Annotated in this window: 32 protein-coding genes; 7 read left to right on the plus strand and 25 right to left on the minus strand. The window is 53.4% G+C overall.

The window, feature by feature from the left end; translation table 11 throughout:
• Nucleotides 1-84 precede the first annotated feature (84 nt).
• From SIK69_RS10490 to SIK69_RS10545, 12 genes are all read right to left on the minus strand, one after another.
• Entirely contained in the window at nt 85-624 is a 540-nt protein-coding gene (locus tag SIK69_RS10490; RefSeq protein WP_319628579.1) for a hypothetical protein, read from the minus strand.
• Nucleotides 617-1,666, minus strand: coding sequence for a plasmid segregation protein ParM domain-containing protein (gene parM, locus SIK69_RS10495; RefSeq protein WP_319628580.1), 1,050 nt, complete (start codon nt 1,664-1,666; stop codon nt 617-619). Before parM ends, SIK69_RS10490 begins: the two co-directional genes overlap by 8 nt.
• 81 nt (nt 1,667-1,747) lie before the next feature.
• Nucleotides 1,748-2,512, minus strand: a complete 765-nt coding sequence (locus SIK69_RS10500) for a C40 family peptidase (RefSeq protein WP_319628581.1) — start codon at nt 2,510-2,512, stop codon at nt 1,748-1,750.
• Nucleotides 2,513-2,524: 12 nt separating this feature from the next.
• Nucleotides 2,525-3,442, minus strand: coding sequence for a putative lateral flagellar export/assembly protein LafU (gene lafU / locus SIK69_RS10505; protein ID WP_319628582.1), 918 nt, complete (start codon nt 3,440-3,442; stop codon nt 2,525-2,527).
• A complete protein-coding gene (gene motA, locus SIK69_RS10510; protein ID WP_319628583.1) occupies nt 3,442-4,305 on the minus strand; it encodes a flagellar motor stator protein MotA in 864 nt (287 codons plus the stop codon). Before motA ends, lafU begins: the two co-directional genes overlap by 1 nt.
• A 7-nt stretch (nt 4,306-4,312) precedes the next feature.
• Complete coding sequence (locus SIK69_RS10515; RefSeq protein WP_319628584.1) at nt 4,313-5,014, minus strand: FliA/WhiG family RNA polymerase sigma factor; 702 nt, start codon at nt 5,012-5,014, stop codon at nt 4,313-4,315.
• Nucleotides 5,015-5,027: 13 nt separating this feature from the next.
• Nucleotides 5,028-5,495, minus strand: coding sequence for a flagellar basal body-associated FliL family protein (locus SIK69_RS10520; protein ID WP_319628585.1), 468 nt, complete (start codon nt 5,493-5,495; stop codon nt 5,028-5,030).
• 11 nt (nt 5,496-5,506) lie between these two features.
• Nucleotides 5,507-6,559, minus strand: coding sequence for a flagellar hook-length control protein FliK (locus tag SIK69_RS10525; RefSeq protein WP_319786061.1), 1,053 nt, complete (start codon nt 6,557-6,559; stop codon nt 5,507-5,509).
• Entirely contained in the window at nt 6,556-6,864 is a 309-nt protein-coding gene (gene fliT / locus SIK69_RS10530) for a flagellar protein FliT (protein WP_319628587.1), read from the minus strand. The genes SIK69_RS10525 and fliT overlap by 4 nt, the downstream gene beginning before the upstream one ends.
• A complete protein-coding gene (gene fliS, locus SIK69_RS10535) occupies nt 6,857-7,252 on the minus strand; it encodes a flagellar export chaperone FliS (RefSeq protein WP_319786062.1) in 396 nt (131 codons plus the stop codon). The genes fliT and fliS overlap by 8 nt, the downstream gene beginning before the upstream one ends.
• A gap of 16 nt (nt 7,253-7,268) precedes the next feature.
• On the minus strand, nt 7,269-8,573 hold the full coding sequence (gene fliD, locus SIK69_RS10540; RefSeq protein WP_319786064.1) for a flagellar filament capping protein FliD: 1,305 nt from the start codon (nt 8,571-8,573) through the stop codon (nt 7,269-7,271).
• A gap of 199 nt (nt 8,574-8,772) precedes the next feature.
• Complete coding sequence (locus tag SIK69_RS10545; RefSeq protein ID WP_319628590.1) at nt 8,773-9,624, minus strand: flagellin N-terminal helical domain-containing protein; 852 nt, start codon at nt 9,622-9,624, stop codon at nt 8,773-8,775.
• 691 nt (nt 9,625-10,315) lie between these two features.
• On the opposite strand from SIK69_RS10545, the gene SIK69_RS10550 reads away from it, so the two are divergent.
• Nucleotides 10,316-11,254, plus strand: a complete 939-nt coding sequence (locus tag SIK69_RS10550; RefSeq protein ID WP_319786065.1) for a winged helix-turn-helix domain-containing protein — start codon at nt 10,316-10,318, stop codon at nt 11,252-11,254.
• Entirely contained in the window at nt 11,232-11,702 is a 471-nt protein-coding gene (locus SIK69_RS10555; RefSeq protein ID WP_319628592.1) for a hypothetical protein, read from the plus strand. Before SIK69_RS10550 ends, SIK69_RS10555 begins: the two co-directional genes overlap by 23 nt.
• A 54-nt stretch (nt 11,703-11,756) precedes the next feature.
• Here SIK69_RS10555 and SIK69_RS10560 read toward each other — a convergent pair whose 3' ends face one another.
• The 12 genes from SIK69_RS10560 to flgB are packed head-to-tail and all read right to left on the minus strand — an operon-like array spanning nt 11,757 to nt 21,513.
• Entirely contained in the window at nt 11,757-12,767 is a 1,011-nt protein-coding gene (locus tag SIK69_RS10560) for a hypothetical protein (protein ID WP_319628593.1), read from the minus strand.
• Complete coding sequence (flgL, locus tag SIK69_RS10565; protein ID WP_319628594.1) at nt 12,767-13,687, minus strand: flagellar hook-associated protein FlgL; 921 nt, start codon at nt 13,685-13,687, stop codon at nt 12,767-12,769. Before flgL ends, SIK69_RS10560 begins: the two co-directional genes overlap by 1 nt.
• 20 nt (nt 13,688-13,707) lie before the next feature.
• On the minus strand, nt 13,708-15,078 hold the full coding sequence (gene flgK, locus SIK69_RS10570) for a flagellar hook-associated protein FlgK (protein ID WP_319628595.1): 1,371 nt from the start codon (nt 15,076-15,078) through the stop codon (nt 13,708-13,710).
• 3 nt (nt 15,079-15,081) lie between these two features.
• Nucleotides 15,082-15,474: a rod-binding protein gene (locus SIK69_RS10575; protein WP_319628596.1), complete on the minus strand. Its 393-nt coding sequence runs from the start codon at nt 15,472-15,474 to the stop codon at nt 15,082-15,084.
• A gap of 9 nt (nt 15,475-15,483) precedes the next feature.
• Nucleotides 15,484-16,575, minus strand: a complete 1,092-nt coding sequence (locus SIK69_RS10580; RefSeq protein ID WP_319628597.1) for a flagellar basal body P-ring protein FlgI — start codon at nt 16,573-16,575, stop codon at nt 15,484-15,486.
• 10 nt (nt 16,576-16,585) lie between these two features.
• Entirely contained in the window at nt 16,586-17,251 is a 666-nt protein-coding gene (gene flgH, locus SIK69_RS10585; RefSeq protein WP_319628598.1) for a flagellar basal body L-ring protein FlgH, read from the minus strand.
• A gap of 24 nt (nt 17,252-17,275) precedes the next feature.
• Nucleotides 17,276-18,061 carry a flagellar basal-body rod protein FlgG gene (flgG, locus tag SIK69_RS10590; protein WP_319628599.1) on the minus strand — a complete coding sequence of 262 codons (786 nt, stop codon included), beginning with the start codon at nt 18,059-18,061 and terminating at the stop codon, nt 17,276-17,278.
• A gap of 30 nt (nt 18,062-18,091) precedes the next feature.
• Nucleotides 18,092-18,823, minus strand: coding sequence for a flagellar basal-body rod protein FlgF (locus SIK69_RS10595; protein WP_319786066.1), 732 nt, complete (start codon nt 18,821-18,823; stop codon nt 18,092-18,094).
• Nucleotides 18,823-20,010: a flagellar hook protein FlgE gene (gene flgE, locus SIK69_RS10600; RefSeq protein ID WP_319628601.1), complete on the minus strand. Its 1,188-nt coding sequence runs from the start codon at nt 20,008-20,010 to the stop codon at nt 18,823-18,825. The genes SIK69_RS10595 and flgE overlap by 1 nt, the downstream gene beginning before the upstream one ends.
• A 12-nt stretch (nt 20,011-20,022) precedes the next feature.
• Nucleotides 20,023-20,715: a flagellar hook assembly protein FlgD gene (flgD, locus tag SIK69_RS10605; protein WP_319628602.1), complete on the minus strand. Its 693-nt coding sequence runs from the start codon at nt 20,713-20,715 to the stop codon at nt 20,023-20,025.
• 3 nt (nt 20,716-20,718) lie between these two features.
• Complete coding sequence (flgC, locus tag SIK69_RS10610; RefSeq protein WP_319628603.1) at nt 20,719-21,144, minus strand: flagellar basal body rod protein FlgC; 426 nt, start codon at nt 21,142-21,144, stop codon at nt 20,719-20,721.
• Between the two features lie 18 nt (nt 21,145-21,162).
• Nucleotides 21,163-21,513, minus strand: coding sequence for a flagellar basal body rod protein FlgB (gene flgB, locus SIK69_RS10615; protein WP_319628604.1), 351 nt, complete (start codon nt 21,511-21,513; stop codon nt 21,163-21,165).
• An 88-nt stretch (nt 21,514-21,601) separates the two neighbouring features.
• On the opposite strand from flgB, the gene flgA reads away from it, so the two are divergent.
• The 5 genes from flgA (at nt 21,602) to SIK69_RS10640 (ending at nt 24,751) form a co-directional block, all read left to right on the plus strand.
• Nucleotides 21,602-22,387, plus strand: coding sequence for a flagellar basal body P-ring formation chaperone FlgA (gene flgA / locus SIK69_RS10620; protein ID WP_319628605.1), 786 nt, complete (start codon nt 21,602-21,604; stop codon nt 22,385-22,387).
• A gap of 133 nt (nt 22,388-22,520) precedes the next feature.
• Nucleotides 22,521-22,793, plus strand: a complete 273-nt coding sequence (gene flgM / locus SIK69_RS10625; protein ID WP_319628606.1) for a flagellar biosynthesis anti-sigma factor FlgM — start codon at nt 22,521-22,523, stop codon at nt 22,791-22,793.
• 2 nt (nt 22,794-22,795) lie between these two features.
• Nucleotides 22,796-23,233 carry a flagellar protein FlgN gene (locus tag SIK69_RS10630; RefSeq protein WP_319628607.1) on the plus strand — a complete coding sequence of 146 codons (438 nt, stop codon included), beginning with the start codon at nt 22,796-22,798 and terminating at the stop codon, nt 23,231-23,233.
• Between the two features lie 30 nt (nt 23,234-23,263).
• Nucleotides 23,264-24,328: a CDP-glycerol glycerophosphotransferase family protein gene (locus SIK69_RS10635; RefSeq protein ID WP_319628608.1), complete on the plus strand. Its 1,065-nt coding sequence runs from the start codon at nt 23,264-23,266 to the stop codon at nt 24,326-24,328.
• A gap of 30 nt (nt 24,329-24,358) precedes the next feature.
• Nucleotides 24,359-24,751, plus strand: coding sequence for an FAD synthase family protein (locus SIK69_RS10640; protein WP_319628609.1), 393 nt, complete (start codon nt 24,359-24,361; stop codon nt 24,749-24,751).
• A gap of 398 nt (nt 24,752-25,149) precedes the next feature.
• Here SIK69_RS10640 and SIK69_RS10645 read toward each other — a convergent pair whose 3' ends face one another.
• Nucleotides 25,150-26,088, minus strand: coding sequence for a hypothetical protein (locus tag SIK69_RS10645; RefSeq protein ID WP_319628610.1), 939 nt, complete (start codon nt 26,086-26,088; stop codon nt 25,150-25,152).
• Nucleotides 26,089-26,115: the final 27 nt, after the last annotated feature.

Here is a 26,115-nt window from a genome sequence, read left to right on the forward strand (position 1 = left end):
TCTGAGGAAACGGACTCTCCATCGAACTCCGTTCGATTATTCGCCGCAAGCGGCTGCCCTCACACACCGTGAGGACATCCGGCCTTAGAAAATCCCCTTCTGCCTGACTTTCTGCATCTTCTCGGTTGGCGCATCCACTTTGCTTAATGCCACCTCCTCTTGCCCGTTACTGCGCTCTGGCGTGGAGACGCTGGCATTTTTCGTCGCCATGCGTAACTGTTGCAGGGCGAGTTTTTGCTGCTCCATCAGCGGTTTTAACGCAGCCACTTCTTCACGAATTTTCTGCAATTCCGCCAGCTGTTCAGCTGACGAATCCTGCGCGGGCGGTGGTGTAGACTGCGTCTGTAGCTCACTGAGTAACGCCGGAAGGGAAAGGCTTTCACGCCCCAGCGCTTCCGCCACATGGTGGCACACCGCCGGATCCATTAAATAAAGCTGCAAACCGGCGAGATAGACGTCGCGATGAAAGGCCCGGATCGCCATATTGGTGTCATCAATCCCGGCTGACGAATCCATCGACTGGTGCCATTGCTGCAAGTGTTGCATCGCGCGTAAATCGGCGCGCGATTGCTCTGGCGTCAGATGAAGGGACAGATTAACGCGGCGAATCTGCCCCTTACGCATTCTCGCCCACCTCCGCCATTAAGGGATCATCAATGGTCTGTGCCCCCGCGTCAGAGTGATAAAGACAAATTTCACGCGACAGCGCGCTTTGTGGATTTTCGATGCTGACCACCCGATCGCCCAGGGTCGCATAGACTTCACGGATTGCCCCTTCAATAAGATGAGCGCCGCCGCCAACCAAATATACGCGGTTCGGGTTCTTGGCGAATTTCTTCGCTTCGTAGGCGACCTGGTCTCCCAGTTCCTGGATCTTAATCTCAATCTTTTCGAGGATCTCGTCGATACGTGACTCGTCGTTAATCACACTTTTCACGAAATCCAGATCGTGACGACGCTTAATCAGTTCGTTGGCCACCAGATAACTGGAGTCACTATCAGCCGCCGCCAGCAGTTTGCGCGTTGCATCCGTGACCATCGCCACGCCGATTTCGTTATTGCCATAAATGGCCGAGACGTCATCGAACTCACCGACAACGATCCCCATATCCAGCGTTGTCCCGCCGCAGTCGATCACCAGCGATTTGGTGAATTCGTTGACGTTGGAGTTAAGAAGATGCGACAGCGCCGCAGGCAGACTTTCCGGCATGACCTGCACGTCGACAATGCGGAACAGTTCGCCTTTATTGAGGGAGATATCGCGCATCAGGTTTTTGCGTTTTGCTTCGATACGCTCCTCGTTCCGCTGGCAGTCATCCGGCTTGTAAAACTGGGTGATCGGCAGTGTGACAATCACTTCTACATCGCACGGCGTCATGCCGGTCTGTAACAGCGCATGATGAACCGCCAGCAGGTTCAGATCGTCATACTGATAGTCGATATGGGTGGTTGAGAGCGCCTTATCGGAGGTGGCGTCATAGGTATATTTTGTCGTGCCAATGGTGTAGTTATGCACCGCCTGGCCGCGCAGCAGCGCCGCACTCTTCCAGTCTTTGCGGAAAGAATTCGGCGAGACGACGGTTTTCAGCGTCCCGTTCTCGATCCAGCTAATTTTTACATTGGTAGAGCCATCATCAATGGCGAATTTTTTAGGCATCTGGTTCATGGAAAGTATCTCAATCAATCTTAAAAGGGGGCCATCCCTGGCGGCACATACCGAGGCGGTATTCAGCGTCAGGCCGTGACATCACAGCACGGCCTCTTCAGTTAATATCCGGCGGGCACCGAGGTAATGGTCCTGCCAGAAGGCATCGGAAAGTTTGCTAATACGGATAGTCAGACCGGTCCGCGGGGCTTCAATAAACTGCCCGTCACCCAGGTAAACCCCGACGTGATCGGCTCCCGGGCGCTGATTTATGTTGAAGAAGACCAGGTCGCCGCGACGTAATTTTTCCTGCCGGACGTGGTGTAATGAACGGTCCTGGAACATGCCGTTCGCGGTGCGCGGCAGATTACGGCTTAACACCGGATTAAACGCGTAAAAGACCAGGCCGCTACAGTCAAAACCCTGTTCCGGAGTCTCACCACCCCAGACGTAGGGTTTTCCTATCTGTTGGTTTAGCAGCTGGATAACCTGTTTCAACGACGCCTGCAAACGTGGGCTGACCGTCTCGCCTGGCAACGGTTCCCAGATCATATCGGTGGAGAGCTGCCCCGGCTGCCAGCGTTTGTGCATCGCCAGCTGTTGCCGATTTTCAAGGCGCTCAAGTCGTCGCTTTTCACTTTCGCGCCGTTTTTGCTCCGGTGTGACGGGAACCACGGCCAGACGCGAATGGGACTTCTTCAGCAGCAAGGCCCGGTTACGCATTCTCGCCTTCGCCGCACGCTCTTGCTCCGTCGCGGCAAGGGTATCGTTTCGGGGTGCGGCCTGAACCGTCGCGCAAAACGCCACCATCAGGGCAGCAGCAAGCGTCATGCTGACCATTTTCTGAATGTGAGTAAGGATAAACATCGTAAAAACCGGTTACTTCTTCTGCGAAAGTCTGTCGATAATGGGCTTAATCACCTTTTCGCCGTGCTGGCCAAAGAACTGATACAACGATTCGCTGGCAGAGTGGGTTAGAACCATTATCTCAATCCGGCGGTTCGAAGAGCTCAGCGGATTGGCGGGATCGATGAGCATCTGATCCGCCATGCCACTCACTTGCAATATTTTGGTGGGATCCAGTCCGGCTTTAGTGAGTACCCGGCGGGCCTGCATCGCGCGTTCACCTGACAGATTCCAGTTGTTATACAGATCCTGATCGCGAAAACGCGTGGCGTCGGTATGGCCGGTAATCACGATTTTGTTGTCGATCTTATTGAGCGCCGGAGCAAATTCCGTCAACAGACGGGTGAAAAATGGCGTCAGGATCGCACTGCTGCGCTGGAACATTTCACGCTTCTGATCGTCGGTGACCAGGATCCGTAACCCCTGCGGCACAATCTCCATCTTCAGGTTTGACTGCGCGTCATAAGCCGAGGTGATCTTCATAATCACCCGGGCGAGATCTTCTATCTCCTGCTGGGAGCGCTTATTCACGTCGTCCAGGCTTTCACCTTTCATCGACGCGACGCGTTTCTCCTCCGGAGTTTTGGTTTTATCGTCACCGCGATCGCGCTTTTCCGTGGCCGCGATTTTGCCGCCCACCCCGTTAGGCTGGGTAATGGGCGACAGTGACTGACCTTCGAAAATGGATTCACCGTTGAGCTGAGACACAATCTCTTTACGCTCTTCCTCACTGACCGATCCCATGATCCACAGCACCATAAACAGTGCCATCATCGCCAGGGTAAAGTCTGCGAACGCCACCTTCCACGCGCCGCCATGAAAGGCATCATGGCTTTTGCGGGAGGAGCGTTTAATGATAGTGGTATGTTCTTTTCCGCGAGAGCCACGCATCAGGATCCACCCGTCATCTGGTTAACCCAACCGTCGAGTGTGGCGAAGGTCGGCTTAGAGTCCAGCGGCAGCATTTTGCGCCCTGCGTCCACCGCCAGCAGCGTCGGCTTACCGGCCACGTGATTGACCAGCACGGTACGCACACACTCGATGACCGCCATCTGCTTTTTGGTCCGCTGCTCCATGGCGTTCGCCACCGGATCCATCAGGCAGTAACAGAAGAATACCCCGAGGAAGGTTCCCACCAGCGCGGCAGCCACTTTTACGCCGATCACGGCGATAGAGCCGTCAATGGACTGCATGGTGATGATAATCCCCAGTACCGCCGCACAGATCCCAAAGCCCGGCATCGCTTCGGCGGTACGCTGCAACGAGCGGGAAGGTTGAAGAAGGTTCTCCTCCATCGCCACCAGCTCCTGCTCGAGGATCCCCTCCAGCTCGTGCTCGTTAATCTTGCCCATCGCCATCAGACGGAAGTTGTCTGCGATAAAGGTGATAATCGCTTTGTTCTGCAAAATGAGCGGGTATTTCTGGAATAACGGGCTGCTCTCCGGTACTTCGATATGCTCATCCAGTACCTTCAAACCGCCGTCCTGCACCAGCTCCAGCAGTTCAAACAGTAACATCAGCAGCTGGCGCTGATACTCATCGGTGTACTCGTTTTTGCGCATAATGCCGCGGAACTGGCGATACATTTCCGCCAGCACGGCACGCGGGTTTGCCAACACCATCGCCCCCAATCCCGCACCGAGGATGATGATAATTTCGCCGGGCTGCCAGAATGAAGACAGTCGCCCGCCAGACATCAAAAAGCCGCCAACTACGCAGCTAAAAATTATGAAAATACCGAGAAACTTTTGCATATACCTTTCACTTCTGGAAAAAACACTGGATCTTTTGAGCGATCTTTTTATTAAGCTGACAGACGCGCGCCTCGGTCAGATCGAGGACTAGCGCAATCTCTTTCAGGCTCATCTCGTGCTGGTAATAGAGCGAGAGAATCAACTGCTCACGCTCATCAAGACTCGCCAGCGCAGCCTTTAGGGTGCCGCTGATGACCATTTCGTCTTCCAGCGGCCGGGTGTTGAGGGTGCCCTGAAGTGCATCCTCACCAAGTAGTTCGTCGAGGCTTTCTAATGTCCTGGCGCAGTCCAGCAGCAAATACTCGTGGTACTCCTCTGCGGTGATGGAAAGGTGCTCGTTGAGATCCTCAAAGCTCGGGGTTCTGCCCAGCTTGCGCGTGACCTCCCGGATCGCGTCATTGATTTTGTGGCTCTTCTGCCGCAACCGGCGCGGACGCCAGTCCAGCTCGCGCAGCTCATCGAGCACCGCGCCCCGCACGCGCTGCACGGCAAACGCGGCAAACTGCTCGTCGGGATGACCGTAGCGGCGCAGTGAGGTCAGTAGCCCCATCAGTGCAATCTGCTCCATATCGTCCCTGTCCATCACGCTGCTGGTTTGCCAGGCGAGCTGTTTCACGACGCGGTGTACCAGCGGTAAATAGGCCTGTACGTACCGGGCTTCCTCCTCCGGCGTCAGCGCATCGTCAGCAATAAAATCCATCATTTCCATCAACTGCCGCTATTTACTGGAAAACCATTTTGCTGATGATCACGTCTTTAAACGGCATCCGCGTATTGAGGGTTTTGAAGCGCTTCACATACGCGCCCATCAACGTATCGCGCAGCGATTCGACGCTCATTCCCCGCACCGAGTCGTAATCCATTGCCGACAGGGCATTCACGGTCGCACCGCGGATAGCCGGGGACATCTCCTCAGAACGGCGGGTATCGGCGGCAGAGTCGGTGGTCAGGGCAAGCTCCAGCAGAAGATAGCGCTCTGAATTACCGCGGCTTTTTAACGTCACCACCACGTTTTTGATTTCAACAAACTCCACCACGCTCTCCTCTGATGAACTAAAGAGGTTGCTGAGCGCAGAGCGTTTATGCTCGTCCTGGCTCAGAAGATGTGTACCCAGGACGGTGAGTACAGCGGCGAAAATGGCTGCGATAAGGGCGATAATCAGCCCCAAAGAAAAGGTCTTCATTGTCATAATGGGTATGTTTAAACCGTAAGTAATACTGAATCATCTTTGTCGGCAGTGAACGAAATGTCCTCTGCGTGTAGCACTGCTGCTGCTTCCGGATTCTCGTCGGATGCTGGCATCGGCTGCCTGTGTCCCTGCTGTTGCCCGGACTGGGAAGAGACCTGCACATTGACCTGCATAACGTTTTGCTCGGTCAGACTCTGGCGCAGCTCATTGCTTATCTGCTGTAACGCGCGATAGGTCTCCCCATTACTCGCACTGATATGCACCTGCATACGCCCGTTCTCGATGTGCAGCGAGATATCCATTTTGCCCATCTCAGGCGGATCGAGACGGATCGTGGCATGCTGAACCTGGTTTCTGACCTGAAGCTGCAAACGATCGTTTAAGGCGCTATGCAGCTGCTGCGACCACTTCACCTCATCGGCATCCAGTTTGATGGGCGGCAGGTTAACCACCTGCTTATCCATAGTGGTGGAAAAGGTCTGAGCAACCAGCGGTTGGCCTGTCGCAGGCAATGCGGTCGCCAGTGCTTTTACGGTATCGATTGCCGCGGTTTTCGGCGAATCCGTCGCTAACTCCGGGGTGACATTGAGCGGAATAGCCTGTTCCAGCGGCTTAAGCGTCATTGTCATCGGCTGAGTGCCCGCCGAAAGGCTCTGCATCTTCAACCCTTCCCCGGTCTGTGGGATGTGGGTCTGGGTCGTATGCAGCGTTTTCACTGGCATCTGGCTTGCCATCAGCAGTGCATCCAGCAGCTGTTGCGGAGAGCCAATCAGATCCTGCACCCGCGTCTGACCGTCGGCGTTCTGCATCTCTGTGTCATCATCCTCATCGCGGTCCAGTCCGTTCATCACCATGAGATTGTCCCGCGGCGTTTCACCTGCCATCAGGGTGTTGATAATCGTGAGCAACGCATCGTTAAACGCTGGTGCGGCCTGGCCTGACGTTCCAGCGGCGAGATCTGCCGGTGTCGTCTCCGCCTGTCCTGCGGCGGGTTGCGCGGACGTTATCTCATCCGGTTCCGCCGCGGCGGGGAGTTGCCTGGACGGTGAAAGGGTCAGGTTCATCGCCCTGAGTCCTCCGCGCTGGCAAACTGTGCGTAGGCCGTTGCCCCTTCCTGATTACGACGGGTGCGGGCCATCTTTTCCTCGAGCGCATCACTCTGTTGCTGACAGTAATGGCTCACCTGCTGGTGAACGCGCTGAAGCGCGTGAAGCGCTTCGCGTTTTGCCCCATCATCGCCCTGCCCTTTCAGTGAAGTCAGCAGGGCGGCAATCTGTGCGTCAACCTCTTGCATTTTCGGCCAGTCGTGCTGACTGGCCGCCTGCTTCAGGGAACGCGCCAGATAACGCATAACCTGAATATCATCCATTTTGCTGCCCCATTCTTTCCCAGCCGTCCTGTAGATTGCGGAGGATCACTTCCACCTCTTCAACGTGGCTCACCGAGAGCTTGTGGCTGGCGTCGTAAAGGCGATAAACGCAATAGTCGTAAAGATTGGCCAGGCTCAGCGCCAGTTCCCCTCCCTTTTCAAAGTCCAGGGAACTGGTAAGCGCATTCAGGATATCTATGCATTTATTAATGCTCTGTACCTTGCGATCGTAACGACGTGCGGCGATATGGCTTTTGGCCCGCACCAGCTCGTCCATCAGGCCGTTAAACAGCATCAATACCAACTGATGTGGATTCGCTGCCGCGGCCTGAATAGCCAGATCGGATTGCTGATAATGGCCGTAGCCCTGCTGTTCGTTCCCGTACATAAAAGCGGTAATTTCCTTAAGCTAAACCAAACATACCCATGGTGTTGTTCATCTGCGCCATGGCTTTCTGCAGTTGGGTAAACTGCTTCAGATAACGCGCCTGCGACGATTCGAAGCGCGCGTTCATGGCCTCAGTTTTGGTATCAATGTCTTTCTGCTGGCGATCCAGAACTTCCTGGCGACCTTTCAGTAAACCGTTGGTGGAGTTGAGATAACGGTCGAGGGATTTATCTATCGCGGTCAGCATCCCCTGCTTCCCGTTAAACAGGTCATTGAGCTTTTGCGGATCGGCTTTGATCACCGCATCGAGCTTTTTGCTGTCGATCTCCAGCTTGCCGTCTTTATCTGCGGTAATGCCAAAATCAGACATGCGCTTCCCACCGAACACCTGACGCATCACATCGTTCAGTTCACGATCCAGGGAGGACATCGTGGCATCACCGGCAAAAGCACCGCGTGTTTCATCGTCACCGCTGCCGCTTTTGGTGAGCTTCGTCAGCGTGTCCTGAAGGGTGTTATAGGCATCGACAAAGGTCTGGAGCTGTTCTTTGGTGCCGGCGCTGTCGGTTCCCACCGAAATAGTCAGCGGTTTGTCTTTTTCTGTTAATGAAGTCAGCTCGATAGTCACCCCGTCGATAAGCTTATCCAGGGTGTTGGAGCTGTTTGTGAAGGTCATCTCTCCCATTTTGATAATGGAGTCTGACGCTTTAGCGATCTCTTTCGCATTCGCTGAATCGAATCCTGCCGAACCGCCAACCGTAATCTTATTTTTCTCACCACTCTCGTCGCTGCTCAGCATCAGCATAATTTTGCCGTCGGTGCGGATAAGCGACGCCGTGATGCCGGGGTTATCTTTATTGCCGTTAATGGCTTTTGTCAGATCGCTGAGGCTCTCCATATCGTCGAGATTGACGGTAATGGTTTTGGCACTTTTTCCCTCACCCAGGGTGATATCCATCGTGCCGGTGGCGTTCTTGATGGACTCATCGGTCATTGCGTCAAAACCGATCTGATGGGCAGAGGCCAGCTGCTCAACCTCAATGTTGTAGGTCCCCTTCAACGCGCTTGAGTTTGCCGTCACATTGGCAATCCCTTCGCGGTTCATGCTGACCGCGTTTTTCAGCATGCCATCGCTGGTGCCGTTCAGCCCGGTCATCGCACTGCGGAAGTCGGTAAGTGCTGTTTTCAATGCGTCGAGCGCTTTTTTCTGCGACGTCATCGTGGCGGTTTTGGTCTTCAGCTGGTTTTGCATAGACATAATGTCGTATGTCGCCAGCTGCTGAGCCAGAGTCTGAGGATCGATACTGCTAAAATCGGCCATGTCGTTATTCTCCGTTCGCACCTGTTGCTAAACCATGACGGTTTAATGCAACCATCGTGCCAATTTTTAAGTTTTTTAAATTCAGTAGGTTACAATTTAGAAGGAAGGCTGATTTCCCCTGAAGGGAAACAACAGGAAGGGAAATGCCACAAACAAAAACACCGCCTTACAGCGGTGTTTATTTAAACGGTGTGGTGGATTAGCCCAGCAGGGACATCACCATACCGGACATGCTGTTGGACTGTTTCAGCATCGACATACTGGTTTGCGCCAGCATCTGGTTACGGGTCATGCTGGAGGCTTCAGACGCGAAGTCTGCATCGCGGATGTTGCCCAGTGCCAGGTCAGTGTTGTCTTTCATGTTTGCCAGGTTAGCCGCGGTGTGACCCAGACGGTTGATGTTTGCACCCAGTTTAGAGCGCAGAGTACCCACCTGAGAAATCGCGCCTTCGATGTTGGTAATCATCGCCTGAGCCCCGGAAACGGTAGTCAGCGTAGCGCCAGAACCCGTCAGCGCACCCATACCGCTTGCGCCCTGTACCGCAGTCAGTTCAGAGCTGACATCCAGTTTCAGGCTTTCACCTTCAGAAGCACCAATCTGGAAGTTCATCGCACTGGTGAATTTACCACCGCTTGCGAACAGGCTCTCACCTGCATATTTGGTGTTGCCCATGATGTTGGACAGTTCGCTGTTCAGCTCGTCCATTTCAGACTGCAGCGCCGCACGATCTTCAGGACCGTTGGTGTCGTTCGCAGCCTGGGTTGCGAGGTCTTTCATGCGGTACATGATGTTGCTTACTTCGTCGAAAGCACCTTCTGCGGTCTGCAGCAAAGCGGTCGCATCAGAGATGTTACGCTGAGCAACGGTCATGCCGTTGGTCTGGCCCTGAAGGCGAGTAGCGATCTGCAGGCCAGCTGCATCATCTGCTGCGGAGTTAATACGTTTACCGGTGCCCAGGCGCTCCATTGCTGTAGACAGCATGCTGTTGGATTTATTCAGCGCATTCACGGAAGCCATGGAAGATGCGTTAGTAAAAATAGAAAGTGCCATTTTTAATTCTCCTTTTGAACCTGTCGGTCAGGCTCTTCTCTCTGGTACTCATGTAAAACGACACAGACCTATGGCGAATTAAATCGGAAATGAAAAAAAATTTTCTTTTTTCCTGGCTAAAGAATGAAAGTGTTATCCGCATAATAAAGAAATGCTCATTATTAGCGGATAAATACAAAGACAATTCAAAGCGACATATTAGCGTTTAAACTTAAGCGAACATTACATTTTCTTACGTTTTAAAGAATTCACTGAAAAGCGTCTCATTCGCAAAAATCCAGCCAAAAACATCTTATTTACAACACCGTTGGTTTTGTTAATAAAAAGATCAACCAACCATTTTATTTAACTTTTAATCATGCCTGTTATAAAACCCCCGAATTATTCGCTTAATAATTTATTGCACATCACAGTTTTATAGCGTAAAAATGTGCCAAGGAAGAGAAACTTCCTAAATACACCTAAGAAAAGGATGACATTGTCGGGTGACAGCCCCCCTTTTTATGAGGGGTTTTTTGGCGTTTACCCGCAAGTATGACCTTTTCTTTGCACCATCTCCGCAGGCAAGCGGCAATTCTCAATGAATTTTAAACGGAATTAATGATTAATTTACATTAAGCATTTCGTCCAGATATTGCGCAATGCTTGGCGAATTAAATTCTTCTGGAGGGGGTAGCCACCATCACTTGCCATGAATAAAATGTATTACGCGGTAAATAATTGGTTAATAGATTTGCCCTCAGGCTCGATCATCAGTCTTGTTTCCGGTGAAAAAAAACGCCTCGGCGAGTACCAATTAAAGCTTTTAGACGTGTTGGTGACAAACGCGGGGAAAATACTCACCCGTGAAGAACTGACCACCCTGGTTTGGGAACGTCGGGTTATCGGCAATAATAGTCTTCCTAATGCTATCCACGCATTGCGTAGTGCGCTGGAAGATGATGGAAAAGCGCAAAAAATTATAAAAACCATACCCAAAAAAGGGTATTTACTGGAACCAGCCTGGTGCCGTTCTGTTGAGCTTGAAAGTGAAGATACCGACCAACCCGCCAGTGTTTCCGAGCCCGTCATCGACGATGCGGTTGTTGAAGAGCCAGACAATTTTCCTGCGCTCCCGGAGACCTCCATGCATCGGGAAACGGAAGTCATCCTCTCACATGAGCCATTGACGCAGACCAGAGAACCTTTGCGCAACTATCAACCGTTGTTCGCCCTTCTGGCCCTGCTTTTTGTGGTGCTCGCCAGCGCTGTCGCAGGATGGCATTACGCCACGTCGCATGACTCCAGGCTGGTTGCCACGGAGCAAGAACCCGGTGTCTACAGCAATATAAACATTTACGCGATATCCGAAGCGAACCAGTTGGAGATGAATAAAGAGGACTTTTACAGCAAGATCAAAGACACCCTTTATATTATCAATCAGCAGATCAAATCCCAGTCCGCCACCATGACGGTCTATTACCAGAGTGTCGATCAGACGCTCAATTACACCTTTGCGTTAAAGAACCGCTGTGGCAGCAAACAACTGGTGATGGCTATCTATCACTGGCGCATCGACCCTGCGCTTCTGAATAATCTTATCCTGCGAGAAACGAGGAGGAAAATCAGTGAGATGGAAACCTGCACTTAACTGGAAATGGTTGCTGTCATACTTTCTGATTGCCGCTGGCGTGTTTGTCGGCGTTCGCGCCTGGCAGACGCCACTGTCGCTCTCCACCCAGGCTGACGTTGACGTTTATATACAGCTCGGCTTTTATGATCTGATGTCGCGGCGGAAAGAGATTTACGACTCCCATATGCAGACCGTCAATGATGCCATTTTGCCGATCATCACCAGCCCTAACGACAACCGTTTTGTGCTGAAAGGGAAGTTTACGGAGATCAATGAACAAAACGGGAAGCGATTCTTTTCCTATACGCCCATCTATTACAGCACGGTGCAGAAAGGGCTGATGATTGATGGCCTGGTAGACACGCTGATGCATGTCGATTTCTGGATGCAGCCCGTCTATGTAGATAATCAGTCGGTGGTTGTCGGGCAAACGGGAGCCATCTTTTTATACCCGCTGCATAAATAATCCACTCTCTCCCCTCGCCCTCCAGCAACAGCGTGGGCGAGGGGAGACGTGGCGTTATCCCAAAATATTTTTCACTGTCATCAGGGATACATTCCCCTGAGCAGACAGGGCCTGCGACAGCAAACCATACTGTTTCCCGCTTTTCGCTAACGCTTCGCCCAGCGCACGTGCCGTTTCCAGCGCTTCATCAGGGGCGTAGACCGTTGCCATATCCTGAATGCGGGCAGAAACCCGGTCCTGATGCTGAAGCAGTTTGCTTCGCTCACGGGTGATCTGCTCCAGCGTTTGCTGCAATTTACCGCTTGCCCCACGCTCCCACTGGCTACTCAACTGACCGATTTCATCCTCGCGGCTCGCCTCAGCGCGTGGGGCCAGGAGCGTAAAGGCATCCGCCGGGAACAGATGCCCTTCCCCACGGACGCTTAACTGCTGGCTCACTCGCTCCCAGCGGGCTTCATCGACCTGAAAAATCGCTTTCCCTTCGCGGCTTAAGGAGGCGTGGATCCCCAAACGCCCCAGCCCCACATTCAGCTGAACCAGCGCCTGACGCGGCGTCGCCTGTGCCGGTATTGCCACAGCGGTAAGCTCACGCTTATTACCGCCAAGCGCAAAAACCAACGTCTCGCCCGGCAGCTGTTCAAGCAACTTATCCATTCCTGGCAACGTAAAGTTGACTTTGCTGTTTTGCTGTAGCGTCACATTGAAGTTGCGATCCACCGTCCCGCCAGAAAGGGTGCGGCGCTGCCGCAACAACGTATCAACCGCTGCGGATGGCTCTCCCGGGTTGCCACGCGTAGCCTGGTGGCGCAGCAGCAACAGCTGTGTTTCCGTTTCCGATAGATAATTCTCTGCCTTTTGCACCGCCGTAAGCTGCTGATTAAGCTGGAGGTTGTAGCGCAAAGGGCGACGCGAAAGCAGCGCAGATTCCGGGAATTGCGGTGTGGTACGGCTGACAGGGGCCCGCTGCTCGGGACGAGCAACAGGCGTTGCCGCCCCCGGCGTGGTTCTGACCGATGCCGGGGAGGTGGAAAGCGTGTTTGTTTTTAAACCGACTTGCATAACCATTACAACATGCTGAAGAGCGAAAGCTGGCTAATCATGCTGTATGCCTTGTTGGTGATTTGTACGGAGTTGGTATACAGCTGAAGATTGATACTGGTAGTTGCCCAGTCGGTGTCTGACAGATCGCGCACCACCTGGTCGTTGGCCATGCTGACATCCGTATGGGCATCACCCAACATCGTCAGTCGGTTCTGACGGCCCCCCAGATCGGTAAACAGCGCCGCCACGTTGTCACGGGATTGCCCGGACAGCGCCAGCATCTCGTTGAGGGAGTCCTCGTAATCCGTTATCGAGAGCGCCGGGTCCTGCATTTTATCGCTCAGGGCCTTGAGCTTGTTTAGCATCTCCAGATCGTCGCCGCTGCCGGAAAATGCCGCGACAACATTGGTGTTTTCGGTGATGTTAATTCCGTTCGCCACCGTGGTTTCACGCGTGCCGTTGTTGCCCTGGTAGACATATTTCCCCTGAGCCTCATCCCAGATAACGGGTTTGGTATCGGTTTTGGTGCCAGAGAAGAGATATCCCCCGCTTTCGTTTTGCGCGTTAATCGAGGCCACCAGCGAATCGAGCATTGAGGACAGTTCAGCCCCATAGCCCGACATATCTTGCCCGCTGTGGACGCCGCCGTTGGCCGCAGACAGCAGCTTATCGTTCAGCGCTAACAGCTGATTACTCATGGCTGTAATGTGTGCTTCCTGGCTGGAGAGTGCCCCGCTCAGCCCGGTAATGTTGCTCTGGTACTGTTTGATGGCCGATTGCTCGCGGTTAAGCTGGACCAGACGTGTGGCAGCAACCGGATCGTCAGACGGAACATTAATCCGCTTTTGCGTGGCCATCTGTTCCATCAGTTTGCTGATACGTGTGCCGTTAGCGCCAAGCTGCGCCATCATGGCATCAGAATTATAAAGACTACTGATTCGCATAATTGATTCCTTAACGCCGGTTAGAACAGGCCTAACAGGTCACTGAAAATCTGATTACCGGTGGCAATCACTTTGACGTTGGATTGATACGCCTGCATATAGACCTGAAGGTTAATCGCCTCTTCGTCCTGGTTCACCGCGCTGAGGTTGTTGCGCTGCAGCTGCGCCTGATCGTACACACTCTGCGCGGCTTCCAGTTCGTTCTGGGATTTCTTGCTGGCTATGCCGACGTTAGAGATGATGGCGGCAGCGCCTTCATTCAGGCTCATATTGCCCATCCCGCCGATATCCACCTTTTTGTTTTTCAGTTCGATGAGCGCCTGCAGGTTGCCACCGTTACCCTGTTCGCCAGTGGCGTCAGACAGCGCCAGATCATCCGGCTTGAGGTCGTTAACCTGTAAAATGCCCGCCGGGTTGTTCAGATCGAAGGTGAAGAGCGGTTTACCCGGATTACCCTTTTTATCAAAACCCTGAGCCAGCTGATCGTTAAACAGCGTCGCCACCGCTTCAGCCATTCCCTGCACCGAGGCCTGCATCTGAGCCAGATCACCGGTTTCATAGTCATACAGTGCGCCAAGCTGCCCACCCGTGGAGGGGTTTAACGAGAAAGTCGTGTTGGAAAAATTGAGACTTAATATCGGGTTGCCGCTGCCATCCTGGCTGCTGGTCAGCTCTCCGGCCACCTTACCGCTGACCAGCGGCTGGCCATTTTTCAACGAAATGGAGTAGCTACCGTTGCTGTCCTCCGTCACCTTCACATCGCTATAGGTACTCAGCTGTTTCACCAATTCATCACGCTGGTCGCGCAGCACGTTACTGTTGCCACCCGTGGAGTCGACTTCCATGATTTTTTTATTGTAATCAGCGATACCCGCCGTCAGGCTGTTGATCTGCCCGACCATGGTGTCGCGCTGGCTGGAAACCGATTTTTTCTGACTGTTGATAAAGTCGTTCATGTTGTTAAAGCGCGTCGCCAGAGAATCTGCCTGATTCAGCAGCTGCTGACGGTTCGCTTCATTTTCCGGCTCTTTTGTCAGCGCACTCAGGGCCGAAAAGAAATCATCCAGACCGGTTCCCAGGCTAGTGGAGTCCGTCCCGATCACTTTTTCCAGCGAACTCAGATACTGGTTGTTAATCCCGTAATAGTTGGCTTTGCTGTTGCTCTGCCACACCTGACTGGTTAAATACTGATCGGAGATGCGCCGGATACTGTCAACCTGAACGCCAGCACCAGCCGACAGGCCTCCCTGGCCCATCGTCGCCACGGAACTCTGAATAATGCCCTGACGGCTGTAGCCCGGCGTCAGGACGTTAGAGATGTTCATGGAGGTCACGCTCATCCCAAACTGCGCCGCCTGCAAGCCACTCCAGGCAATGTTGATCATGTTCATCGGTTACTCCTGCCCACGACGCATCACGGGGACGACGGGGGGCGTTAAATGCTGAGGATGTTCATGTAAAGCGGCCATACTCTGCGTATTCTTAAGCGCCGCCTGCTCCTGCGGCCCAAGCTGGGTAATAATCATCTGGGCTATTCCGCTGCTGCGCTGCGATGCCAGCTGGGATGCCAGCTTGTCATCATAGAAATCACGCATCATGCGCTGCTGTTTGCTGTCAAACGGGTTATCGTCCACCAGCGCCTGCGAGGCTTTACGCATCTGCTGCATCAGGGTACGCAGAAACATCGCTTCAAATTGCTCGGCCGCCTGCTCCAGATTTTGTGGTTTAATCTGCCCGACCATATCGCCGGGCAGAATGCTGGTGTGGGGTTGAATCGCCTGTACCATTACGCCTCCTTAAATCACCACCAGCTCGGCATCCAGCGCACCCGCTTCATGCAGCGCCTGCAAAATCGCCATGGTGTCATCCGGCGATGCCCCTAAACTGTTCAGCGTATTCACGATGCTACGCAGGCTGGTTCCGGCGGCAATGGTCACCATCTGTCCCCGACCGCGATCGACATTGACATCGCTTTCGGGCGTGACGACGGTTCGCCCCTGGCTAAAGGCACCCGGCTGGCTGACATTGGACGATTCGCGGATGGTCACGGTCAAATTGCCGTGTGAGACCGCCGCCGCGCGAACCACCACGCCATCACCAATCACCACCGTGCCGGTACGCGCGTTAAACACCACGCGCGGCGGCTGTTTAGCGGCATTGATTTGCACATCTTCCAGCATCGACATAAAGGCCACGCGCTCACCGGCGGAGAGCGGGGCATTAACGATAACGTTGGTTGCACTCTGCGCCGTGGCGATGCCGGATCCGAACGCATTGTTAAGCGCGACCGCCACGCTATTGGCGGTTTTAAAGCTCGGGCGTTTGAGGTTTAAAATCACCTGATTGTTCTGCTGGAAATCAGAGGGAATTTCACGCTCCACCGAACCGCCGTTGGGTACCCGCCCCACGGTGGGGGTGTTGATGGTGACGCTGGAGCCGCTGTTGCCTTCCGCCTTCACGCCGCCGACCACCACGTTCCCCTGCGCCAGGGCGTAGACCTCGCCATCTGCCCCGCGCAGTTGCGTGAGCAGCAACGTGCCGCCGCGCAGGCTTTTGGCATCGCCAATGGACGATACCGTCACATCAATAGACTGGCCCCGGGCATAACCCGGCGGCAAGGTGGCGCTGATCGCCACGGCAGCGACGTTTTTCACTTTCGGATCGATTTTGGTCGGCAGTTGTACGCCAAACTGGCGCAGCATGTTGGTCACCGACTGGCTGGTGAATTTCACCTGGTTTTTATCACCCGTGCCGTCCAGACCGACCACAAGGCTGTAACCCACCAGCTGATTACCCCTTACTCCCTGGATATCGACCACGTTCCCCAGACGTTCCGCTGTGGCCCCTGTGGTCCACAACAGCATCAGAAATAGCATCGCTTTACGCATGGCAGACTCCTTAAATTGGGAACAGCGGGTGATTGAAGAAGCGGGTCAACCAGCCTGCGGCGTTCGCATCGCTCAGCGCACCGCGTCCCGCGTAGGAGATACGCGCGTTGGCAATGCGTTGGGAAGAGATGGAGTTGTCGCGTTCGATATCGTCGGCGCGCACCAGGCCCGTGACGCGCATATATTCATCGCCCTGATTAAGGGTGAGCCACTTCTCACCGCGGATAGCCAGCACGCCGTTAGGCAGTACTTTGTAGACCGCAACGGTGATGGCACCGCGCAGGCTGTTTTGCTGCTGCGAGGTCGCATTCCCATTGAAGTTGCGGCTGCCATCCACCGATCCGGAAAGTTTATCCACCGAGTGACCAAAGGCCTCCGGTATACCGATGGAGACATCATTTTTCTTGCCGAAATTGGTCCGCGCCTGTTTGCTGGCCTGGGTAGATTCATCCAGCTTCACGGTCAGAATGTCGCCCACGCGGTAGGCGCGGCGATCCTGGATAAGGGACCAGTTGTAATTGGCGTTGTACAGACCACCGCCCTGAACCTGCACAGGCGGCATGGCAAAATCTTCCGGCGGCGCATAGGCCGCGTCGTCTTTCTGTACCAGCAGAGCCGGGCTTTCACACCCGGCCAGCAGCAGCACAAAAAAGCCGATAACTAACTGCTTTTTCATTTTTTATTCACTTCGCTTCACGCGTTACATCGACTGCGTGACAAACTTCAGCATGTCATCCGCCGCCGAGACCATCTTGGCGTTCATCTCATAGGCGCGCTGGACGGTGATCATATCGACCATCTCTTCAACCACCTGAACGTTGGAGCCTTCAAGCGATCCCTGCTCAAGCTGGCCGAAAGCCTCTTCACCGGCGACACCTTCAACGGCTTCACCGCTGGCAGCGGTTTCGCGGTACAGGTTGCCGCCAATGGCTTCAAGACCGGCCGGATTCACAAAGTTCACCAGCGTAATCTGGCCCAGTTCAACCGGTTCCGTTTCACCTGCGACCGTCGCCGTCACGGTGCCGTCTTTACCAATCTGCAGATCTTTGACGTTATCCGGCAGCTCGATTTGTGGCACCAGCGGCAGCCCCTGGGCATTGGTCAGCAGGCCATCCGGGTTTTTCTGGAAATTACCAGCACGGGTATAGGCAATATCGCCGTCGCTGGTTTCCACCTGGAAAAAGCCCTGGCCGGCGATCGCCACATCCAGCTTTTGCCCGGTGTTCTGGATATTGCCGGTAGAGAACTCTTTCTGCGTGCCGACGATTTTTACCCCACTACCAAACTGAATACCGGTAGGCGAGGTATTGTTCTGGTCAAGCTGACCGCCCGGCGTGCGCTGATTCTGATAAAACAGATCGGCGAACATCACGCGATCGCGCTTGAAACCGGTGGTATTGACGTTCGCCAGGTTGTTGGAGATGGCGCTCATCTTCGCGTCTTGCGCGGCAAGACCGGTTTTACTGATCCATAAAGCGGGATTCATCGTATTTCCTTTCCATTAAACGTCGAAAAATCAGGTATTCCGCAGCAGGCGGTTGCCTGCCGTGGCCAGATCTTCCGCCGCCTTCATCATTTTGATCTGTGCTTCAAACTGACGGTTAAGCGCGATGCTGGAGACCATCTCACTGATGGCCGATACGTTGGAGCTTTCGAGATGCCCGGAAACCAGCTCAACTTCTTCGGTGCGCGGATTCACATTGGCATTAGTGACCATAAACCCGGTGGCATTCTTGCTCAGCTGCGACGCGGGAATATCCACCAACTTGATCCGATCGACATCCATCGGCGTCGCCACGTTACCGTCATCAGGAACAATGGAGATAACCCCATCATCAGCAATGCTGATTGCCGAAAATGGCGGCAGAACAATCGGGCCGTTGTCACCAGACACCGGTAAGCCATCAATGGTCAGATCGCCCTCCGGGCCGACCTCAATCTGGCCGTTGCGGGTGTAAACCTCACGGTTGCCACTCACCAACGCAATCAGCCCGCTGCCTTTGACGGCGACGTCCAGATCGCGCCCGGTATCGCGTATCGCCCCAGGGGTTAAATCGACCCCGCCCTGCTGCTGCTGAACCAGAAATCGGGAGGCGTACCCCTCCCCCTGAATTTGCTGCGACAGCGCGTTATCAAGATCGTGACGGAACCCCTGGGTATTCACATTGGCCAGGTTGTTGGCGTGGATTTGTTGCTGCGCGAGGCTACGAGAGGCTCCGCTCACCGCGGTATAAATTAAGTGGTCCATTACACCGCCTGGAACAACGCCGTCATCATGCTATCGTTGGTGCTGATCACCTTGGTATTGGCCTGGTAGTTACGCTGGGCGGTCATCAGCCCGACCAGCTCCGCCGTCAGATCGACGTTAGAGCTTTCCAGCGTATTAGAGGAGAGCGCCCCTAACAGACCCGAACCCGGCGTGCCGGTCAGCGGTGCGCCAGAGCTGGAGGTTTGTGACCAGGTAGTACCGTTTTGTGAAGAGAGGCCATTCGGGTTCGCGAAGGTTGCCAGAATGACCTGGCCCTGTAGCAGACGTTCACCGTTAGAGAAGGTGGCGTAGACGCTGCCATCTTTATCGATCATCTGTCCGGTGCATTCCCCTGACGCATAGCCGTTGCCATTTTTTTTGCTGACGGAGAAGTCCGAACCAAACTGCGTTGTCCCGTTATAATTCAGCGCTAAATCAATCGATTCAGCGCCTGCAATATCGGCCGTGATGCTGACGGCACCGTTAGGCTGCTGCAAAATGCCCTGCTCGGTAAAGGTCAGTTTCTGCGTATTGCTCAGCTTCTGGTCATCCATGTAGTAATGGACTTCCCACTCGTTATCGGCGGTTTTGACGAAGTACTGCTTAAGGGTATGTTCCCGGCCCAAGGAGTCGTAAACCTGGGTGGCATCGGTGTGGTTGTAAGAGGATTCATCAGCCGGATCGAAGGTGGCGGTTTTTGGCAGCTCCTCGTTGGCGTTCAGGTTGGCCGTAAAGTCGAGGGTGCTGGTCGCTTTCGCCGGAATAGAACCACTGTTAATGGTCAGATTGCCAACCGAACCGGTCTGGATTGCGCCATTGGCATCTACCGGATATCCCTGCAGGTACATGCCCTGGTTGTTAATCAGATTGCCCAGGCTGTCGGTCTGCATATATCCCGCCCGGGTATAGGCCGTGGTGCCTGCGCTGTCGCGCATGACGAAAAAACCGTTGCCGTTGATCGCCAAATCGAGGCTGTTGGCAGAGGAAAAGATATTTCCGCTTTTGGAAATACTCTGCGCGACATTGGTCACGCCGACCCCAAGCGCTTGGCCCTCAGCATACAGAGAGGCAAACTCAGCGCGGCCCGATTTAAAGCCGACGGTACCGGAGTTAGCGATGTTGTTGGAAATCGCACCCAGCTGTTGGTTAATGGCATTTAAGCCCGAAACTGCAATATCAAAGCTCATAATTATTCCTGATTAACTCATTAATCCTTTTGGGTTTTTGTCGTGCGACTGCCCAAACTGCGAAATGTTGTTGTAGGCCACTTCTCCCACACCGGTGATGTTCAGTACGGTTGGGCTGCCATCAAGCGGGATGCGCACGTTGTTCACCACACCACCGATTTCAATCGGTACGTTGGTGTCCTCGGTGTCTGTCACCACCGACAAGGTATAGGTGCCCTCTTTAAGCCCCAGCGCTTCAGGATCAATGTTGAAATTCACTTCACCCTTTTCCTGCTTGCCGAGCTCAATTTTGGTCTCATTACCGGCCTCATCCTTCACGACAACCGTCACGGTATTGGCGGCGTGGTCCAGCGTCAGACGACCGTTAACAGAGGTGCTACCATCGGTTTCGAGGGTATCGGTCTGAACCATCACCTTCTGTCCAACCAGGTTGCCGGTGGAGAGCGTTTGCAGGTTGTCCATCAGCACCGCGTTATTCGCCATCAGCTGAGACATGGTCTCCATCGACTGCACCTGCGTCAGCTGTGCCAGCTGGCTGACATATTCCGTCCCGTCGGTCGGGTTCAGCGGATCCTGGTTCTGGATTTGCGCCACCAGCAGCTGCATAAACAGGTTGTTCATCCCTGCGGCGGTATTGTCATTGGCGGACACACCACTGCCATAAGTGGTATCCCCGTTGCGGGTTGAAACTCCGTTCACGCTCATGAATTACGCCTCGCCAAGACGCAGCAGACTCTGCTGCATGCTTTTTACATTGTTAAGAACATCGACGTTGGTTTCGAAGTTACGTGACGCCGACATCATGTCGGCCATCTCTTCCACCACGTTGATGTCCGGATACCAGACGTACCCGTCGGGATTGGCCATCGGGTGATGCGGCTCATAGCGCTGCACCGCATTCCCCGATGCCACAACATCCAGCACCTGGACGCGAGCCCCGGACAACGCGCTGTCTTTCATGAGCTCATCGTTTTGATACACCGCGGCAAAAACCGGACGGCGCGCTTTGTATACATTGCCTTCGTCCACCGCCGGGGTTTCGGCGTTGGCGAGGTTACTGGCGATGGTGTTCAAACGGACGGTTTGTGCCGTCATCGCCGAACCCGAAACACGGTAAATATCGCTAAAAGCCATTCTCGTTACCTAATTCAATCACTTACCTTCAATTACCTTCTTCAGGCCGGTGAATTTCATATTTAAAAACGCCAGGCTCATCTGGAAGTCCTGCACGTTTTTGGAAAACTCCGCCTGCTCCACGTCCAGCGCAACGGTGTTGCCGTCCGAAGAGGGTTGATACGGCACGCGATACATCTCCTGCGGCGCAGACCCGGGAAAGAAATCCCGCTGTGAACGTTGCATCTCCGCGGCAAAGTCAATATCTTTAGCCTGGAAGTTGGGGGTATCGACGTTAGCCAGATTTGCTGAAAGCAGTTCCGCCCTGGAAAGTCGAAGTGCTACAGCCTGCGGATGAACGCCCAATGCCTTATCAAAAGTAATACTCACAAACTCACTCCTTTCTGATGATGGACACCTGCGATAGTCCGTGTTGCTACAACATTCAAAGCAACTATCGTGCCAGGTTTTTAACATCATGAATTTAATAGTCTTTTCAACATCAACCGCTATCAGCAGGAAGTTTCTTTTCCGCTGGTCGGTTCTGATTACCCTGTTCTGTTCATTGGCCCTTCCGGTCGCCGCGCAGCCCCCGGCCTCAACGGCGCGTAAGCAGGTCTATGCCCGCGTCCAGCAGCAGGCCGCCGACGCGATTCGTCAGGAAGCACAGCGCAACCGCTGGGAGGATTACCAGGCGAAGCTGAACCTGTTTATTCCGTCTGAAATTTCGCAATACGCCCCCTGCCCTGAGCCGCTAAGCGTGAGCATGCCGGGAGGAGAGCGCCTTGATTTACGTCGCCTGCGTTTTGACGTGCGCTGTGAAGCCGGAAGTGGCTGGGAAGTGGCGGTCACCGTGAAGCCGGACATCTATCTACAGGTACTGATGGCAAAAGAGACGCTGGAGCGGGGTCATGTCCTGTCCGCCGCAGACCTCACGCGCCGGAAATTCAATATCACCAACCTGCGTAGCGGTTACATCACTCGCCCGGATGAGGTCGTCGGGTTGACCCTTAAACGCCGCATCCGCGAGCTTCAGCCGATTAGCCAGAGCCAGCTCGATACGCCCGTGATGGTAGAGCGTGGTCAGCGCGTACTGATGATTGCCATTCAGGATGGCGTGGAGGCACGTACGATGGGCGTCGCCAGTAAAAAGGGGCGGAAAGGAGAGATGATTAAGGTGAAAAACGAAAGCAGTGAGCGTGAAGTTTCTGCGACGGTGGTGGATATGGGGGTGGTCAGAACCGGCTTTTCGACGGGTCAGTAAAATTATGACCTCCTGTTTAAGTTTTCGCGTTGATGCGTCGCTTTTACCTGGTAAGGCGTCAGGAAACGATTTTTCCGCTGTGCATCCCCCTGGCGAAAACGACCAATAAAAATTCCGAAGATGGAGTACCGCGATGAAAGTGACATCCACCCAGTACGCAATGACGAGCGCAGTCAATCAGGCCAGTTCCACGACCCCGACGCGCACCTCCGGCACTGAAGAGATGAAAACACCACGAACCGCTGCCATCGATCCCGTTCTTGGTGATGCGCAGACTCAACTGGCCACACTGCCAGAGGTCGATATGGCACGTGTCGCCAGTATGAAAGAAGCGATTGCGAAGGGGAAAATTAGCGTCGATCTCGACTCGCTAACCCGCGCAATCGAGAAATATTATCAGAGGTAACAATGAGTAACGCCGCACAGTGCGTAAAAATATTGGTGCAGGGCATGGTCGAGGATCGTGAAACTTACATCAGCCTGAAAACCCTGCTTGCCGATCAGCGCCAGTGGCTCGTTGCACGCGATACGGCAAAGCTTGACGCGCTGAATCCGCAACTGATGGCGCTGTACGAGCAGTTGTCTCATAACAGCAAACAGCGCTATCAGCTGTTGACCCAACTCGGGATCCCTGTCGGCTCGCCCGGTCTGCGCACCCTTTTCTCCCGCCTTCCCGCCCCTCATCAGAAGCAGTTAACGATGCTCTGGGATTCCCTGGAACAGATTGCCGCCGAATGTAAGGCGCTCAATGAGAGCAATATCACCGTACTGGCCATGCAGCAGGAGATCCTGCAAAACCTGTTAAATATTAGCGAGCCGGAAAACTGGCTTTATGAGCAAGTTTAAGCGGGTGTGCTGGGAAGGGAAACAAGAGACATGTCTTTTAATATGACGAATAAAACGCGTTGCATCGGTTTCTTGATGGAGACCTCATTTCATTATGACGTTTACATCAATATTATCACTGCACTTATCAATAAAGACATCCCATGCGATATCATTATTAACGACCTGATAGAAACGGAATATGTTAATAATATGGTGAATTTCCTGGGAACGGTTAACGTTCCCGGGCTGCGTTTCATGCTGTTGTCTACCGTTTTAAAACATCAAAAAGTATACAGTTGTCTTGTGACACCTTATTACCTTTCGTATGCTGAGAAAATTGCTCGGATACATGTCCGGACGGTGTATGGTCTGGCTAAAAATGAATGGAATCATGCGGCGTGGAATACCAAATATGATTATATTTTATGTTACAGCCACTACACGGCAAAAGCGCTGGATCTTGCCACACGCGTAAAAGTGGTGGGAAACCCTCGCTTTGATGACTGGCATAACAAAACTTATGCGCAAGAACTACCTTCTCACATCGCGTTAACCCCTACAAAGCCTACCTTGCTCTATGCCCCTACCTACGGGGAATTAAGCTCTCTCCCTCATTGGGCAGAAAAATTAGGTCGACTCAGCAACGAATATACGATTATCTGCAAGTTACACCACGCGACGCTGTGCAGAAAAGAAGAACAACACAACCTGAAAGCCGCCAGACGTTACTTAAAGAATATTGTCACGGATAATACGTCGACCTTTGCCCTTCTTGAATGCGCAGACTATGTCATCAGCGACAATAGCGGTTTTATTTTTGATGCTGTCAATGCGCAAAAGCGCGTGATTTTGTTGCGTTGGGATAAAATGGACGACTTGCTGACAGAAAATAAATCTTTCAGCACCCACGAAAGCCCCGAGCAACAGATCCGAAAAATCCTGCCTGACGCGCGTGACATGGCCGATCTGCGATACTTCCTCTCGGCAGACTATCCCTGGCATAAAAAGGCCCCCGACCTGGATGTCATCAGAACGGAATACTGCGATGCCTTTAATGATGGGAACGCGGGTTTGCGCGCAGCTGAAATTATTGATGAGGCGACATCAGGATAATCCGTCTGATGCTGATAACAGATAGCAATGATGAAAACGATTATTACATTTGGCACATTTGATGTTTTCCATATTGGCCATCTCAATATCTTACGCCGAGCAAGAGCACTGGGAGACCGACTGGTTGTCGGCATATCATCAGACGCGCTTAATTTACATAAAAAGGCACGCCTCCCGGTCTATCGGCAGAATGAGCGAATGCGCATTATTGATGAGTTAAAGTGCGTGGATGAGGTTTTCCTTGAGGAGTCGCTTGAGTTAAAAGCGGATTATATCCGGCGTTTCAACGCCCAAACGCTGGTGATGGGAGATGATTGGCGAGGGAGGTTTGACCATCTTTCCCCGCTATGTGAGGTGGTTTATCTCGCGCGAACCCCCACCATCTCCACCACGTCAATTATCGAAACGATTAAGCAGCATTAACGCGTTAACCGTCGCGGCCGGAAAGGTGTTGTGCAAAGCTATTATTGATTTGAAAAGCACAAAGATTAACAAACAAGCTTTTGCAGCGTTTGATATTTCAGAGGACCATTACGCTGATGGCGAGCTGAATTTTTGCGCAGGACGAGGTCTATTATTGTTGCCATATTACAACGCTCACCCCTCGCTAGCGAACACGCACAAAAGACTGTTTGCCGATCACTGACTCAAGATGGCTCACCATCGACAAGGACGAAAATTTTTCCTGTTATCACATCATGATAACGATGCTGAACTGCTGCGGACATCCTGCGACTATTTTTATCAACTTCCCCCTTTGCCTGCTGTTTTCTGCAATGCAATGAGTAGAGTATAAAAAAGGCGGCACAGGCCGCCTTTCATTAAATCAACGATAACCCACACAGCAGCGTGTAATCCGCCGTATTCGCGCTGCCCGTCGGGCGCGGCTGCTGCTGTTGCCAGCTAAACCAGGCGCTAAACAGGGCGATAAAATCGTCTGGCGTTAGCGCCGCATTATCTTCCAGCCACATGGCGCATAACATTTTCAACTGGAAAAATTGACGGGTTAACGAACTCAATGCCACGCCATAGTTATCGGCATCCGGGTGCGGAAAGAATTCACTGTAGAGGCGATAAATCAGGATATTACGCGCGATGTGCGGCTGTTCATCCAGCAGCGGAATACGCTTCTTATCCAGTTCTTTTAAACGATCCTGCAAGCGTGCCCGCTCCATCACTGCAAGCTCACTCAGCTTCAGCATGACCATCATCTTTTGCATCGCAGGCAGATTCAAATTCAGGCGCATCGCCCCCATTTCACCCAGCGCTTCAACGCGGTTAAGCTCAATGGCAGGCAACTGGGCCAACTGCTCGTTGAGGATCCCCCCCTCCGCCAGCTGAGAAAGCTGTTCACCCATCTCGACCAGTCGCTGTGGTTTACGCTGGTTTTCCTCAATGTAGCGCTGTGCTTTGCTGAGCAGGACGCCAATAGCGTAGAGGCTACTTTCCAGCGTCAGCGCCGGGTTTACAGCCATGTTAATGCACTGCTGGTTTAACGTCTCATCCCAGAGGTTCTTCTTTCGTGCGCCATCCGCCAGGGCTTCATCGGTATGCAGTATAAACGCCTGCGGGTTAAGGAGGATCTCTCGCGCCGCACTTTCGCAGGCGGCATTGAGGCTGTCGCGCCGCTGGTTGCCCATCGTCAGGTGAGTATACGGCCCGTGGTCAGTTTCAGCCTGACAGGCCGGGCAGACGCACGGCGTTTCCCGCTGGCGAAAACGGATAACGTATTCAGGTTGGTAATGCTCTATCAATTTCATACCTACTGCTCCAGCCGCTGCAATGGC

Origin of the sequence: Scandinavium lactucae (assembly GCF_033843265.1) — a bacterium.
GTDB classification, from domain to species: Bacteria; Pseudomonadota; Gammaproteobacteria; order Enterobacterales; family Enterobacteriaceae; genus Scandinavium; species Scandinavium lactucae.